This window comes from Pseudonocardia ammonioxydans (genome assembly GCF_900115005.1).
Classification (GTDB): domain Bacteria; phylum Actinomycetota; class Actinomycetes; order Mycobacteriales; family Pseudonocardiaceae; genus Pseudonocardia; species Pseudonocardia ammonioxydans.
Genome location: NZ_FOUY01000002.1, coordinates 226,642 through 241,733, shown reverse-complemented (window position 1 = coordinate 241,733; position 15,092 = coordinate 226,642). Strand labels below are relative to the sequence as shown.

Below are 15,092 nucleotides of genomic sequence, written 5' to 3'. Positions count from 1 at the left end.
GCCCGCTGCCCCGCGCCGCCCGCGCCGCTGACCGGCGCCGCACAGGCCGCGGGTGTGCCGCACAGCGTGTGAGCCCGCCGCACAGGACCGGGCCCGTGCGGCACGCACCGAACCTGTGCGACGCACACGCTGCGGGCCTGGCGTAGATCACACCGCCGTCGTCGATCACCGCCGAACCGCCCGCCCGGCTGCCCACGAACGTCGTGCAGAGCCAGGATCAGCCGGCACGGAACGGAGTGAGGCGATGAGCGGTCGACCGACCGTCGCGGTGGTGGGCAGCGGGGTGTCCGGCCTGACCGCCGCGTACCTGCTCTCCCGGACCCACGACGTCACGCTCTACGAGGCCGACGACCGCCCCGGCGGCCACGCGCACACCCACGAGCTGACCACATCGGATGGCCAGGTCAGCAACGTCGACACCGGGTTCATCGTCCACAACGACCGGACGTATCCGAACCTGCTGCGGCTCTTCGGTGAGCTGGGTGTGTCCACGCAGGACTCGGAGATGTCCATGTCGGTGCGGTGCGACGGCTGCGGGCTGGAGTACGCCGGTGCGCGCAAGTTGGGCGGGCTGTTCCCGCGGCTGTCGAACGTGACCAACCCGCGCTACCTGCGGATGCTCGGCGAGGTCGTGCGGTTCCACCGGCACGCCGGCCGGGTGCTGTCCGACGAGGCGGCGGGCGACGTCACCCTCGGCGCGTTCCTGGCGATCGGGGGCTACTCGCGCTACTTCGTCGAGCACTTCATGCTCCCGCTCGTCTCGTGCGTGTGGTCGGCGGGTGCCGCGGTGTCCACGACCTACCCCGCGCGCTACCTGTTCGCCTTCCTCGACCACCACGGCCTGCTCGGGATCGGCGGCTCGCCGCAGTGGCGCACCGTCACCGGTGGTTCGCGGTCCTATGTGGACCGGATCGTCAAGCAGCTGCCCGCGGTGCGCACCGGCACCCCGGTGCGGTCGGTGCTGCGCACCTCCGCGGGCGCCGAGGTCCGCGACGACGGCGACGCGGTCGCCGCGTTCGACCGGATCGTGATCGCGACCCATCCCGACCAGGCGCTGCGGCTGCTCGGCGACGACGCGACCACCGACGAGCGCGCGGTGCTGGGCGCCTTCGCGTACTCGCGCAACGAGACCTGGCTGCACCACGACACCTCGCTGCTGCCCCGCTCGCGCGGCGCCCGGGCATCGTGGAACTACCTCAAACCGGCCTGCACCGAGGGCCCCGACGCCCCGGTCCTGGTCAGCTACGACATGAACCGGCTGATGCGGCTCACCGACCCGGACGACCGCATCGTCACGCTGAACGGCACGGGCCGGGTCGACCCGGGCACCGTCGTCGCCCGGATGACCTACGAGCACCCGATCCACACCCCGGCGTCGGTGGCCGCCCAACGCAGGCTGCCCGGCCTCACCACACCGGTCACCGCGTTCGCCGGCGCCTACCACGGCTGGGGCTTCCACGAGGACGGCTGTGCCTCCGGCGTCCGCGCTGCCCGGGCCTTCGGCGCCGGATGGGGCTCCCCGTGACCGCACCCGCGCTCTACGACGCCGTCGTCCGGCACGCCCGCCGGCGGGACCTCGAGACGGCGTTCGCGCACCCGGTGTACCTGTGGCTGGTCGATCTCGACGAGCTGCCGCGGCTGCCCCGGTGGCTGCGCCCGTTCGCCGGGTTCCGCGCCGCCGACCATCTCGGCGACCCGGACCGCTCGATCCGGCAGAACGTCGATGCCTTCCTCGCCGCGCGCGGCATCGACCTCACCGGCGGGCGGGTGCTGATGCTCGCGCACGCCCGGGTGCTCGGCCACGTCTTCAACCCGATCTCGGTCTTCTGGTGCCGGTACGCCGACGGCTCACCGGCCTGCGTGATCGCCGAGGTGCACAACACCTACGGCGAGCGGCACTGCTACCTGGTGGGCTGGGCCGACGACGCGCAGGGCCCGCAGTGGGCGGAGATCACCAAGGAGTTCTACGTCTCCCCGTTCCTGACCGTCGAGGGGTACTACGCGATGCGGCTCCCGGAGCCCGGCGAGCGGCTGGCCATCGCGGTCACCCTGCACCAGGACGGCGCACCCGCGTTCGTCGCGACCCTGACCGGGCGGCACCGCCCCGCCACGGTGCGCACGGTTGCGCGCACCGTGCTGCGCAGGCCGCTGATGCCGCAGCGGACCTCGGCGCTCATCCGCAGGCACGGCATCGCGCTGTGGCTGCGCCGGTTGCCGATCGTGGCCCGACCCACCCGGCCCCCACAGCACCGGACGACGCAGACCCGTACCGCAGCTTTCTCAGAGGAAGGGGGCCCGCGATGACCATCCGGCACGCCCTGCCCCGCGACACCACACCGCACCCCGAGCCGCGCGGGCCGCGCGCCCGCGCCGTCCCGCGTCCGAACGAGGGGATCTGGCCGGGTCTGGCCACCCCGCCCGCGGCCCCGGTGCGGGCCCGGATCGCGGAGTCGCTGTTCCGCAACGCCGTCCGGCGGCTGCCGGTGCGCGTCGTGTTCGCCGGTGGCGAGCGGATCGGCGCCGGCGGGGCCGGCTCGCCGGTGATGCGGATCGAGCGGCCGGCCGCGTTCTTCGCCCGGCTCGGCGCCGGCTCGAAGATCGGGTTCGGGGAGTCCTACATGGCGGGCGACTGGACGACGACCGACCTGCCCGGCCTGCTCACCCCGTTCGCCGCGACCCTGTCGACGCTGGTGCCACCGGTGCTGCAGCGCCTGGCCCGTCGTCGGGTGGAGGCCCGCCGGCCACGCGAGGAGGTCAACTCGCTGGAGGGGTCGCGGGAGAACATCCACCGACACTACGACCTGTCCAACGACCTGTTCGCGCTGTTCCTCGACGAGACCATGTCCTACTCCGCGGGCTGGTTCGCCGACGGTTCCGACGACCTGGGGCTCGCCCAGGAGCGCAAGATCGACGGGATCCTGGACATGGCGGGCGTGCGGGACGGGATGCACGTGCTGGAGATCGGCACCGGCTGGGGCGGGCTCGCCACGCGGGCCGCACAGCGCGGCGCCCGGGTCACCACACTGACGATCTCCCAGGAGCAGCGGGCCCTGGCCGAGCAGCGGCTCGCCGAGGCGGGCGTCGCCGACCGGGTACAGGTGCTGCTGCGCGACTACCGCGAGGCCCGCGGCAGCTACGACGCCGTCGTCTCGGTGGAGATGGTCGAGGCGGTCGGCGAGGCGTACTGGAGCACCTACTTCGCCGCGCTGGACCGGCTGCTCGCCCCGGGTGGCCGCGTCGGCCTGCAGTCCATCACGATGCCGCACGACCGGATGGTCGTCGCCAAGGACGACCACACCTGGATCCACAAGTACGTCTTCCCCGGCGGCCTCATCCCGTCGGTCACCTCGATCGAGCAGAACCTCGCCGCCGACACCACGCTGCAGGTGACCGGGCGCCGCAGCCTGGGCCTCGACTACGCGCGGACCCTCGGCCACTGGCGCGAGCGGTTCCTGGACCGGTGGGACGACGTCGCCGCACTCGGGTTCGACGAGACCTTCCGCCGGATGTGGGAGTTCTACCTCGGCTACTGCGAGGCCGGCTTCCGGGTCGGCTACCTCGACGTCTACCAGTTCGCGCTGACGCGCCCGTGAGTGGTTTTCGCGGTCAGAGCCACGGAAACCACTCACGGCAGGAGGAGACGACCATGTCCACCACCCCCGCCCAACGGCTCGCGACCCTGCTGGAGGACGTCCTGGGCGCCCCGCTGCCGGTCCGGCTGCGCGCCTGGGACGGCAGCGAGGCCGGCCACCCCGGCTCCCCCGACGACCCGAACCCGCCGACGGTGATCGTCGAGCGCCGGCGCGCGCTGCGTCGCCTGCTGTGGTCGCCGGGCGAGCTGGGGCTGGCCCGCGCCTTCGTCTCCGGTGACCTGTCGGTCGACGGCGACGTCGCCGACGGGCTGTCCCGGTTCTGGACGCTCGCCCGCCCCGGCGCCGGGGCGGTGCGCCCGGACCTGCGGCAGGCGGTGCGCGCCCTGCGGACCGCGGCCCGGCTCGGGGCGATCGGCCCACCGCCGAAGGCCCCCACCTCGGAGGCCCGGCTCGGTGGTCGGCTGCACAGCCGTCGCCGGGACTCCGACGCGATCGGCCACCACTACGACCTGTCCAACGAGTTCTACGCGTTCCTGCTCGACCCGCGGATGGCGTACTCGTGCGGTTACTGGACCCGCGCCGAGGACCCGGACTACGGCCTGGCCGACGCCCAGCGCGACAAGCTGGACCTGATCTGCCGCAAGCTCGGCCTGGAGCCCGGGATGCGGTTGCTCGACGTCGGCTGCGGCTGGGCGTCGCTGCTGGTGCACGCCGCCGAGCACTACGGCGTGCACGCCACCGGGGTCACGCTGTCGGCGCAGCAGCGCGACTACGGCGTCGAACGGGTCCGCCGGGCCGGGCTGTCCGGCCGGGTCGAGATCCGGCTGCAGGACTACCGGGAGATCGCCGTCGAGGGTGCGGCCGGGGCGTTCGACGCGGTGGCCTCGATCGAGATGGGCGAGCACGTCGGCCAGGACAACTATCCCGTCTACGCCGCGCAGCTGCACCGGCTGCTGCGCCCGCACGGGCGGCTGCTGCTGCAGCAGATGTCGCGCGGGGCGTCCGGGGCGAACACCGCGCCCGGCGGCGGCGCGTTCATGGAGTCCTACGTCGCCCCCGACATGTACATGCGCCCGCTCGGCGAGACGCTGGGGTTCCTCGAGTGGGCCGGCCACGAGATCGTCGACGTGCACTCACTGCGGGAGCACTACGTCCGGACGGTCCGGCCCTGGCTGGATACCCTGCAGCAGCACCGCGAGATCGCCGTCGGCATGATCGGTGCGGAGCAGTGGCGGATCTGGCTGCTCTACCTCGCGGGCGCCGCGCTGGCGTTCGAGGAGAACCGGATGGGCGTGCACCAGATCCTGGCCGTGCGCCCCGGCCCCGACGGCACCTCCGGGCTGCCGCACAGCCGCGCCGCGATCCTGGGCCGCGACCCCGCCCTGGACCCCGCTCCGGCCCCGGCCGTCCGAGCGACGGACGCCCCGGTGCGCGAGCACGACCCGATCGCCGCAGGATGACCGCGTGAGCACCTTCCCCTGGGCCGCCTGGGCGGCGAACCTCGGCGTCACACTGCTCGCCGTCGCCGTGCTGATGGCCCTCGCCCTCGCCGTCGGGGTGCGCCGCGGCCGGCACGACGGCGTCGACGTCGTCTGGGGGCTCGGGTTCGTCCTGATCGCGCTGGTCAGCGCGGTGACGGCGATGGTGCTCGACCCGGCGGGTGACGTCTGGCGGCGCTGGCTGGTGGTCGTGCTCGTCGCGGTCTGGGGCGGGCGCCTGGCCCGCCACGTCGCCCGGCGCAACCACGGCAGGCCCGAGGACCGGCGCTACGCCGAGATGCGTGCCCGCGCACCCGGCCGGTTCCTGCTCAAGGTCTACCCGGTGCAGGGCGCGGTGATGTGGGTCGTGTCGCTGCCGGTGCAGAGCGTGCCGTACGGCACGGTCGGCACCTGGGGCGTCCTCGTCACCGTGCTCGGCGTGCTGGTCTGGGCGGTCGGGTTCGGCTTCGAGGCCGTCGGCGACGCCCAGCTGGCCCGGTTCACCGCCGATCCCGCGCACCGCGGCCAGGTGCTCGACTCCGGGCTGTGGCGCTACACACGGCACCCCAACTACTTCGGCGACGCCTGCGTCTGGTGGGGGCTGGGGCTACTCGCCCTGGCCCACCCGGCCGGCCTGATCGGGCTCGTCGGCGTCGTCGTGATCACCGTGAACCTGGTGAAGGGCACCGGCGCGGCCCTGCTCGAACGCGACATCGCCGAGCGTCGCCCGGGCTACGCCGACTACGTGCGCCGCACCAGCGGGTTCCTGCCGTGGCCGCCCCGCTCACCGCACCCGTGACCGCCCGCACCGCCTCGCTGCGCGATCATCGAACCGGGCACCGCGCGCGGACCGAACACCCGGGCGAGACCGTGCCCGTTCCCCGCCCGCCCCTTCCCCAGGAGACACCATGGCCGTCGGCGACCTCGCCACCGACTTCGAGCTGCCCGACGAGACCGGCACCCCGCGCCGGCTCACCGACCTGCTCACCCGCGGCCCCGTCGTCCTGTTCTTCTACCCGGCGGCGATGACCGGTGGCTGCACGGCCGAGGCCTGCCACTTCCGCGACCTCGCCACCGAGTTCGCCGCGCTCGGGGCGCAGCCGGTCGGCATCTCCAGCGACCCGGTCGCTAAGCAGGGCACGTTCGCCGCCGCCCACGGCTTCGGCTTCCCGCTGCTCTCCGACGCCGACCACACGGTCGCGCGGTCGTTCGGCGCGTGGCGGTCCTGGCTGCCGGGCAACTTCCACACCCGGCGCCGGACCTACGTCATCGGCACCGACCGGCGGATCCTCGCCGAGATCGGCTCCGAGACCACGATGACCCGCCACGCCGACGACGCGCTGGCCGTCCTGCAGGAGCCCCGCAGCGCCTGACCGCGCCGAACCGTCACGGCAGGGTGAGGATCTCCGCGCCCTCGTCGGTCACCACGATGGTGTGCTCGAACTGGGCCACCCAGGACTTGTCGCGGGTGACCACGGTCCAGTCGTCGTCCCAGGTGTCGTGGTCGATCCCGCCGAGCGTGATCATCGGCTCGATCGTGAACGTCATCCCCGGCTCGAGGGTGATGTGCACGTCGGGCTGGTCGTAGTGCAGCACGACCAGGCCCGAGTGGAACTCGTGGGCGATGCCGTGGCCGGTGAAGTCGCGGACGACGCCGTAGCCGAACCGCTTGGCGTAGGACTCGATGACCCGGCCGACCACGTTCAGCTCACGCCCCGGGCGGACCGCCTTGATCGCGCGCATCGTGGCCTCGCGGGTGCGCTCGACCAGCAGCCGCGGCTCCTCGGCGACGTCGCCGGCCAGGAACGTCGCGTTGGTGTCGCCGTGCACGCCGCCGACGAACGCGGTCACGTCGACGTTGAGGATGTCGCCGTCACCGATCTCCGTGGTGTCCGGGATCCCGTGGCAGATGACCTCGTTGAGGCTGGTGCAGCAGGACTTCGGGAAGCCGCGGTAGCCCAGCGTCGAGGGGTAGGCGTCGTGGTCGAGCAGGAACTCGTGGACGACCCGGTCGACCTCGTCGGTGGTGATCCCGGGCCGCACCGTCTCCCCGGCCACCTGCAGCGCCTGCGCGGCGATCTTCCCGGCGTGCCGCATGAGCTCGATGGTCTCGGAGGTCTGCACATCACCGTTGCGGCTGCGCGCCGGGGCCGGCTTGCCGACGTACTCCGGGCGCGGAATGTGCTGGGGCACCTCGCGGATCGGGGTCGGCGTGCCGGGGACGAGCAACGTGCGGGTGGCCATGCACCCCATGGTATGCCTCGTCCGGCCGTGCTAGCCGCGTGACGTCGCCCGCGCCGACCGGCCGCGCGACACCGCGGCGGAGAGCCCACGCCATCCCAGCAGGAGCACCGCCAGCGCGATCACCGTGACGAGCGCGAACGCCAGCGGCAGCCGGCCGAGGAAACCCCAGCGCAGCAGGAGCCCGAGCGCGGCGGTCACCGTCAGCACCACCGCGCCCGCCCGGAGCGACACCGGCGCGGCCCGCACCCACGGCGTCGCCCACGCCGCCAGGGCGCCGACGAGGAACGGCAGCGCGGTGCCGAGCAGCCCGGTGAGGCTGTCGGCCTCGGCGTGGCTGACCCGGCCGACGGCGGCGAACACCACGACCGCGACGAGGTCGGCGGCGAACGCCAGGGCGGGGATCCGGCGGGGATGCACGACGCCCAGGATAGGCCTCCGGGCCAGGGCCCGGTCGGCTCCGGTGTGCGCTCCGAAGCACTCCGCCGGCACCGGATGTTCGCTCCGCAGGCTCCGCCAGTGCGTAATGTTCGCTCCGCTCAGTCCCCGATCGCTCCGCACGCTCCGCCGGTGCCCGATGTTCGCTCCGCAAGCTCCGCTCAGTGCCCGATGTGCGCTCCGCAGGCTCCGCTCAGTCCGGGAGGTTGCCCAGGAACCGCGACGACAGCTGCACCGCCGGGCCGGACGAGCCGCCGTCGACGATCAGGGTCGCGAACGCGAGGTCACCGCGGTAGCCGGTGAACCAGCCGTGCGCGCGGTTGCTGCCGTCCGGCCCCGCGTACTCGGCGGTGCCGGTCTTGCCGAACACCTCGCCCTGGCCGCTCACCGCGGTCGCGGTCCCGGAGGTGACGACCTCCCGCATCATCGGCCGCAGCTGGTCCAGCACGGCCGGGTCCGGGGTGCCCGGCGCGACGGTGGCCTCGGTGGTCGTGCCGCGGATCAGCGACGGCGTGACGGGTGCGCCGTGCGCGACGGTCGCCGAGACCATCGCCATGCCGAACGGCGAGGCCAGCACGTCGCCCTGCCCCATGCCGTCGGAGGCGCGCTGCAGGTCGTCGGTGGCCGCGTCGACCGTCCCGGTGATCGAGGTCATGCCCGGGATGTTCCAGTCCGCGCCGAAGCCGAGCTCCTTCGCCGCGGTGGGCAGCGCGTCCGGCGGCAGGCCGAGCGCGAGCCGGGTGAAGGTGGTGTTGCAGGACTTCGCGAACGCCTGCTGCAGCGGGACGGTCCCGAGGGCGAACGAGTCCTCGTTGGGGATCGTGCGCCCGTCGATGACGGTCGTGCCCGGGCACTGCACCGGCGACTGCGGCGTCAGGTTCTCCACCGGCATCGCCCCGTACGCGGTGATGATCTTGAAGGTGGAGCCGGGCGGGTAGCGCCCGGTCAGTGCCACGGCGCCGTCCTGGTCGGCGGCCGCGTTCTGCGCGACGCCCAGCACCGCCCCCGTCGACGGCCGGACCGCCACGATCATGGCCTGGCGGGACTCACCGTCGACGGCGCTCTGCGCGGCCTCCTGGACACCGCGGTCCAGCTCCAGGGTGACCGGCTGGGCCGGCCCGGGCGGGACACCGGCGAGTGAGGTGACGGTCGCCCCGTCCCGTCCGACGGCGTCCACCGACCAGCCCGGCGTTCCCCCGGCCGCCTTGTCGATCTCGGCGCGGGCGCCCTGGATCACCTGGCTCGCGAAGCCGGAGTCCGGCGGCAGCAGCCGGGTCGAGGGCACCGACCGCACCCCGGGCAGGTCCTGGATCCGGTCCCGGACCTGCTGGAAGTCCGGATCGCGCAGAACGGCCACGGTGTAGGCCTGGCCCTCCGGCGTCGCGTTCGCGCCGTTGGTGATCGACTGCTGGGTGATCGCCGGGTCGACCGAGCCGAGCGCGGAGGCGAGCGGCCCCGCCGCCTCAGCGACGCTGCGCCGGTCGAGGGTGACCGTCATGACCGGGGTCGGCGCGAGCAGCGTGGCGCCGGTGGAGTCGAGGACGGGGGCGGGGTCGGCCGTCACCGTCCGGTTCACCGGCCGCTGCCCGTCGTCGAGGCCCGGGGCGAACGCCGACGGCGACCAGTCGACCGCCCAGCCCGTGTCGTTCGTGTCGGTCTCCGCGGCCGGCACCAGCGGCAGCTCCAGCGTGTAGTCCCAGACCCGGCCCTGGTCGAGCTCCCAGTGCACCTCGACCGTCGCGGTCGCCCGCTCCCCCTCGGTCCGGGTGTCGGCGACGCGTGCGGTCAGCGCCGTCGCCGACAGGTCGGTCCGGGCCCGCTCCAGGTATGCGGCCGCACCCGACGGGTCCGTGGTGAGCGCGGCCGCACCCGCCGCGTCCCCGGTCTCCCAGGCCTCGGCGTACCGGTCGGCCGTGGTGCCCGCGCCGCCCCAGGGACGCAGCAGCGCCACGACGACACCGGTCACGAGCAGCACGACGATCACGGCGACGAGCACGAGTGGACGGTTCCGCAGGGAGCGCAGCACGGTCGTCGAGTATGCCGCCCGGGAGATCACGTGGAGATGAAGCCCCGAGGCTCACCGCTCCCGGGCCGACAGCGACTCCCGCACGGTCCGCAGCATCGCGACGAGCTCAGCCGCCCGGTCGTCGTCGAGTCCGAGGGACTCGGCCGCGTTGAACGCCCGGACCAGCGGCCACGCCCGATCCAGCGCCACCCGCCCGTCGGCGGTCAGCTCCAGCCCGGCCCGGCGGCCGCGCCCACCGGGGCCGTCCCGGCGGACCAGCCCGCGCCCGACGAGGTCGCCGACCAGTTCGCCCACGCTCTGCGGGCGCAGCAGCACGACCCGGGCCAGCTCGGCCTGCGACGGCGACGGGGCCCCGGCGCGTTCCCGGTCGGCGATCTCGGCGAGCACCCCGAACTGGGTCGGCGTCAGCCCCGCCTCGGCGAACACCCGGTGGAAACCCCGCGCGACGACGTGGGCGGTGCGCACGAGCTCCCAGAGCGGGACGGCGTCGTCTTGCACGATCCGCAGACTATCAGGCACCTTGTAGTGAATCAGGCACCTGTTACGTACTGGTGGGGGAACGTGATGCGGATCGTCGTGGCGGGCGGTGGGATCGGCGGGCTGGCCCTCGCCCAGGGCCTGCAGCGGGCCGGGGTCGAGGTGGTGGTCCTCGAGCCCGACGCCCGGCCGGAGGACACCGGCGGCTACCGGCTGCACCTGGACGACCACGCCTGCGCGGCACTGGCGCGGCTGCTCCCGCCGGGGGTGCTGCAGGCGGTGTCGGCGTCGGCGGCGGGCGAGCAGGCGTTCCGCAGGTTCTCGATCTGCGACCACCGGATGCGGGTCCTGGCGTCCGAGACGATGCCGCCCGGGCCCCGGTTGATGATCGGCCGGATCCCGCTGCGCACACTGCTGGCGCACGGTCTCGACGTCCGGTGGGGTTCGGCGTACCGCAACCACACGCTCGCCCCCGACGGTCGGCCGCGGGTCGAGCACGACGGCGGCACGGAGATCGCGGACGTGCTCGTCGGAGCGGACGGCACGGCCTCGGTGGTGGCCCGCGCGCTCGCCGGCAGGCCGTTGGCCCGGCCGGTCGGCGTCGACGGGCTCGCCGGGAAGGTCCCGCTCGACGCCGCCGCCCGCGCGCTGCTCCCGGCCGCGCTCGAGGCCGGACCGGCGCTCGCGGTCGCCGCCGGCGGCCTGGGAGTGTTCCTGAGCGTGCACGACCCGGCCCGCAGCGCGGTTGACCCGCTGACCTGCACCGAGCCGACGGCCGTCCGGGAGCCCGCCTCGCTGGTGCTCGGGCCGATGGCGGCCACCGGCAGCTTCCCGTGCGACCCCGCCGGCCTCGACGGCCCCGGTCTCGTCGCGCTCCTCGGCGACCTGCTGCACAACTGGCACCCGAACCTGCGGGAGCTGGCCCGGCGGGCGGACCCGGCGAGCGCCGCGCACTTCCGGTTCCGGGCCGCCGATCCCGGCGCCGACCCGGCGCCGTGGCCCTCCGGCACGGTGACCGCGATCGGCGACGCGGTCCACGCGATGCCGCCGACCGGTGGACAGGGCGCGGCGACCGCGATCCGGGACGCCGACGTCCTCGTCCGGCATCTGCTCCGGGCCCGGGACGGCGCGACGACCGTCCCGCTCGCGCTGCACGACTACGAGCGAGAGATGGCGACCTACGCCCCGGCCGCGGTCCGGGAGTCGCTGGGCCCGCTCACCGTCCAGCGACGGCTGTCGGGTCCGGTGGGTGGGCTACTGCTCCGGGCGGCCGGCGGGATCGCAGCCCTCCGGCCCACAGCCGTCCGGGCAGTCGCCCGCTCGCGAACCGGAGTGCGGAGCACCGGGTTCAGAACAGCACGGTCGCGAACTGCGCGACCTGCGTGAACCCCACCCGCTGGTACGCGGCGCGGGCGGGGGTGTTGAAGGCGTTGACGTAGAGGCTGGCGCGGCGTCCCATCGACGCCAGCGCGACCGCGACCGACGCGGTCCCGGCCGTCCCGAGCCCGTGCCCGCGCCACGACGGGTTCACCCACACGCCCTGGATCTGGCCGACCGTGCGCGACATCGCGCCGACCTCGGCCTTGAACACGACCTCGCCGTCGTGGAAGCGGGCGAAGGCCCGCCCGGAGTTGATCAGCTCGGCGACCCGGGCCCGGTAGCCGGCGCCACCGTCTCCCTCGCGGGGGTCGACGCCGACCTCCTCGGTGAACATGGCGACGGCCGCGGGCAGGTAACGGTCGAGCTCCTCGATCCGCACCGGACGCACCTGTGGATCCGGCGCGACCGCGGGGGTGTCGTCCAGCGTCATCAGCGGCTGGTCGGCCCGGATCTCACGGGCCGGCCCCCAGACCGGGGCCAGCTCCTCCCAGAGCGGCATGACCAGCTCGGCCCGGCCGACCAGCGACGAGCAGACCCGCCCGGCACGGCGGGCACGGTCGGCGAAGGCACGCAGCGCGGCACGCTCACCGCGCAGCGGGACGAGGTTGGCACCGGAAAAGCAGAGCCCGCCCAGGCCGCTGCCCGCCCCGCCGCCGTAGGACCAGAGCTCACCGCCGAGGCGCCACGGGTCCAGCCCGACGGCCTCGACCCGCGCGGCGACCATGCAGGAGGCGACCGGATCTGCATCGAGCGCATCGTGCACCGCGCACCGGTGACGATCGTCGAGAAGCCGCGCTCCGGCCACCCTCAGCACGGAAACCATCATGCCACGCGCATGCCGGGCCGGGATCAGCCGACAGTGACCTGGGGCTCGCCGGTCGCGCCGTCGATCGGCTCGCCCATGTCCTCGGCGATCCGCATGGCCTCCTCGATGAGGGTCTCCACGATCTTGTGCTCGGGCACGGTCTTGATGACCTCGCCCTTGACGAAGATCTGGCCCTTGCCGTTGCCGGAGGCGACCCCGAGGTCGGCCTCGCGGGCCTCGCCGGGGCCGTTCACGACGCAGCCCATGACGGCCACCCGCAGCGGGACCTCCATGCCGCTCAGCCCCGCGGTGACCTCGTCGGCCAGCTTGTAGACGTCGACCTGGGCCCGGCCGCAGGACGGGCACGAGACGATCTCCAGCCGGCGCGGACGCAGGTTCAGCGACTCGAGGATCTGCTGGCCGACCTTGATCTCCTCGACCGGCGGGGCCGACAGCGAGACGCGGATCGTGTCGCCGATCCCCTGGCGCAGCAGCGCACCGAACGCGACGGCGGACTTGATCGTGCCCTGGAACGCCGGTCCGGCCTCGGTGACGCCGAGGTGCAGCGGGTAGTCGCACTGCTCGGCGAGCAGCTCGTAGGCACGCACCATGACGACCGGGTCGTTGTGCTTCACCGAGATCTTGATGTCGTGGAAGTCGTGCTCGGCGAACAGGCTCGCCTCCCACAGCGCGGACTCGGCCAGCGCCTCGGGAGTCGCCTTGCCGTGCTTCTCCATCAGCCGCTTGTCCAGCGACCCCGCATTGACCCCGATCCGGATCGGCGTGCCGTGGTCCTTCGCGGCCTGCGCGATCTCGCGGACCTGGTCGTCGAACTTGCGGATGTTGCCGGGGTTCACCCGGACCGCGGCGCAGCCGGCCTCGATCGCGGCGAACACGTACTTCGGCTGGAAGTGGATGTCCGCGATCACCGGGATCTGCGACTTCTGCGCGATCGCGGGCAGCGCCTCGGCGTCGTCGGCGGACGGGCACGCGACCCGGACGATGTCGCAGCCCGACGCCGTCAGCTCGGCGATCTGCTGCAGGGTCGCGTTGACGTCGGAGGTCAGGGTGGTCGTCATCGACTGCACGGAGATCGGGTGGTCGGAACCGACGCCGACCGGACCGACCTGCAGCTGCCGGGTCTTCCGGCGCGGGGCCAGGGTCGGCGCGGGCGCGGACGGCATGCCCAGGGAGACGTTCACGGCCCCAAGTGTCCCATCGCACCTGAAGCGGCGCTCCCCGTGGTGAGACGAAGCACCCGCGCCGACCAGATGGCCCCATCGGTTAGAAGTGGCCCTGCGCAATCGAGAGCACTCAGCGCGCCCTGTTTCACACAGTACGACCCGAACGAGTCATGGCCCCACATCCGAAGGAAGAGCATCATGCCAACATGACCATTCTCACACGAACTGTCCAGTTCCTCGTCACATCATCAGCGGCAACTGCACTCCTCGTCACGGCCGCTGTCGCTCCATTCACACACGCAGAACCCGCGAGCACCTCTCAGCTCATTCAAGCAACAGAAGCTTCATGCGGAGACTCTTTCGGTGTCACTGGCGTCCAAGCGTCCGATGTCGAGGACCCGTTCCCAGCTCCCGGATTGCGGCGATACAATTTTCGAGTCAACCTGGTTGACATAAACCGCTTCCTGAATGGCCAGAATGGCACCTTCGACATAATCGCTGGCGACTCAAACTCGTCCGAGTTCTTTGGGCCGTTCGACGCCTCGCCTAGCGGCGGAAGCGCACAGGCTGACTTCACTAGCCCAGAACCCTCAATCACTGTCGGCGCCCAGCTAGTCCGAGGTGACGGCACCCTCGCTTGCAGCTCCGGCGTGACAGTGACCGATCCACGTACAATCGCATGACTCCAAAGCTTGGCTCCCAATCGGACGAACCTGAAGCCATAGAAGCCCTATAGTATTCTTGGACCTCTGTGCGTCCGCGTGACCGTTCGAGCCAGATGCTTCAACTGGAGACTGCGTGAACTACGAAATGGATGACATTACGGCGATCGTCGCAGATCGTAAGGCCATTCGTCTTATCGGCGAGTACATAGACCACATCGAGGGACTCCCCGGTAATCGTCAGCCTGTAGCCTTGACTATTTGTTCGGTCCTACAGGAGACTGGACACGACGACAGGAGGCCCGCCCTCTATATACGCTCGCCAATCTCAGTGCAGCCACCTAGCGAGATGCTCGAGACTGCCGCGGTTATGCACGTAGGGGCTACCTTACCAGACGGATCGTCGACTCATCACCCCGGCCTGATTCCTACCGCAATCGAATTCGCGCAATCCGAGATGAGGCGAATCCATTCAAAGTCAGCCAAGACCGTCTACCTAGACGGAAATCCTATACCGTGCTCGACGTGGGATTTCGCCGGAGCAACAACACTAGTCCCGGTAGACGCAAAATATCAGTTTTCGGTGCTGCAGACAAGCAGAGATCTCCCTGAGACCGTCGCACTCAGCCAACTCTCGGAGTTGAACACGCTTGGTGTCCGCGATGGCCGCTACAACACCGAGTGGTCATCAATAAGAAGACATGAGACACTTGGCAGCAAGGTCACCCCAGCTCTCTTGCACCAAGACTACTTGAAGCTGATGAGGGAAAAATCCATAAACTAAAACATAGTTCTAGAAAATAGGCCC

The 15,092-nt window shown here is 72.2% G+C and carries 14 protein-coding genes; 8 read left to right on the top strand and 6 right to left on the bottom strand.

Going from position 1 to position 15,092, the window contains the following annotated elements:
- Positions 1 to 244: 244 nt before the first annotated feature.
- The 6 genes from BM093_RS03630 to BM093_RS03605 all read left to right on the top strand — a co-directional run bounded on the left by BM093_RS03630 (position 245) and on the right by BM093_RS03605 (position 6,444).
- Positions 245 to 1,525, top strand: coding sequence for an NAD(P)/FAD-dependent oxidoreductase (locus BM093_RS03630; RefSeq protein ID WP_093337119.1), 1,281 nt, complete (start codon positions 245 to 247; stop codon positions 1,523 to 1,525).
- Positions 1,522 to 2,304 carry a DUF1365 domain-containing protein gene (locus tag BM093_RS03625; protein WP_218162643.1) on the top strand — a complete coding sequence of 261 codons (783 nt, stop codon included), beginning with the start codon at positions 1,522 to 1,524 and terminating at the stop codon, positions 2,302 to 2,304. The genes BM093_RS03630 and BM093_RS03625 overlap by 4 nt, the downstream gene beginning before the upstream one ends.
- Entirely contained in the window at positions 2,301 to 3,593 is a 1,293-nt protein-coding gene (locus BM093_RS03620) for an SAM-dependent methyltransferase (RefSeq protein WP_093337112.1), read from the top strand. The genes BM093_RS03625 and BM093_RS03620 overlap by 4 nt, the downstream gene beginning before the upstream one ends.
- 53 nt (positions 3,594 to 3,646) lie before the next feature.
- The gene (locus BM093_RS03615; RefSeq protein WP_093337109.1) at positions 3,647 to 5,053 is read left to right on the top strand and encodes an SAM-dependent methyltransferase; all 1,407 of its coding nucleotides are present in this window, start codon (positions 3,647 to 3,649) and stop codon (positions 5,051 to 5,053) included.
- 73 nt (positions 5,054 to 5,126) lie between these two features.
- Positions 5,127 to 5,870, top strand: a complete 744-nt coding sequence (locus tag BM093_RS03610; RefSeq protein WP_093337496.1) for a DUF1295 domain-containing protein — start codon at positions 5,127 to 5,129, stop codon at positions 5,868 to 5,870.
- 109 nt (positions 5,871 to 5,979) lie between these two features.
- Complete coding sequence (locus tag BM093_RS03605; RefSeq protein WP_093337106.1) at positions 5,980 to 6,444, top strand: peroxiredoxin; 465 nt, start codon at positions 5,980 to 5,982, stop codon at positions 6,442 to 6,444.
- 13 nt (positions 6,445 to 6,457) lie between these two features.
- On the opposite strand, the gene map is transcribed toward BM093_RS03605, so the two are convergent.
- From map to BM093_RS34990, 4 genes are all read right to left on the bottom strand, one after another.
- On the bottom strand, positions 6,458 to 7,315 hold the full coding sequence (gene map, locus BM093_RS03600; RefSeq protein WP_093337103.1) for a type I methionyl aminopeptidase: 858 nt from the start codon (positions 7,313 to 7,315) through the stop codon (positions 6,458 to 6,460).
- A 30-nt stretch (positions 7,316 to 7,345) separates the two neighbouring features.
- Positions 7,346 to 7,732, bottom strand: a complete 387-nt coding sequence (locus tag BM093_RS03595) for a DUF3054 domain-containing protein (protein ID WP_245773276.1) — start codon at positions 7,730 to 7,732, stop codon at positions 7,346 to 7,348.
- A gap of 211 nt (positions 7,733 to 7,943) precedes the next feature.
- Positions 7,944 to 9,776 (bottom strand): penicillin-binding transpeptidase domain-containing protein, encoded by a 1,833-nt coding sequence (locus tag BM093_RS03590; protein WP_177238241.1) that lies wholly within the window; start codon positions 9,774 to 9,776, stop codon positions 7,944 to 7,946.
- A gap of 51 nt (positions 9,777 to 9,827) precedes the next feature.
- Positions 9,828 to 10,274 carry a MarR family winged helix-turn-helix transcriptional regulator gene (locus BM093_RS34990; RefSeq protein WP_177238240.1) on the bottom strand — a complete coding sequence of 149 codons (447 nt, stop codon included), beginning with the start codon at positions 10,272 to 10,274 and terminating at the stop codon, positions 9,828 to 9,830.
- Positions 10,275 to 10,340: 66 nt separating this feature from the next.
- Between BM093_RS34990 and BM093_RS03585 the strand changes: the two genes are divergently transcribed.
- Positions 10,341 to 11,639, top strand: a complete 1,299-nt coding sequence (locus tag BM093_RS03585) for an FAD-dependent oxidoreductase (RefSeq protein ID WP_143105244.1) — start codon at positions 10,341 to 10,343, stop codon at positions 11,637 to 11,639.
- Here BM093_RS03585 and BM093_RS03580 read toward each other — a convergent pair.
- Positions 11,602 to 12,447 (bottom strand): GNAT family N-acetyltransferase, encoded by an 846-nt coding sequence (locus tag BM093_RS03580; protein WP_177238239.1) that lies wholly within the window; start codon positions 12,445 to 12,447, stop codon positions 11,602 to 11,604. The two genes, BM093_RS03585 and BM093_RS03580, sit on opposite strands and share 38 nt — an antisense overlap.
- Before the next feature lie 35 nt (positions 12,448 to 12,482).
- Complete coding sequence (gene ispG / locus BM093_RS03575) at positions 12,483 to 13,640, bottom strand: flavodoxin-dependent (E)-4-hydroxy-3-methylbut-2-enyl-diphosphate synthase (RefSeq protein WP_177238238.1); 1,158 nt, start codon at positions 13,638 to 13,640, stop codon at positions 12,483 to 12,485.
- 780 nt (positions 13,641 to 14,420) lie between these two features.
- On the opposite strand from ispG, the gene BM093_RS34985 reads away from it, so the two are divergent.
- Positions 14,421 to 15,068 carry a hypothetical protein gene (locus tag BM093_RS34985; RefSeq protein ID WP_143105243.1) on the top strand — a complete coding sequence of 216 codons (648 nt, stop codon included), beginning with the start codon at positions 14,421 to 14,423 and terminating at the stop codon, positions 15,066 to 15,068.
- The last annotated feature ends 24 nt before the right edge of the window (positions 15,069 to 15,092 follow it).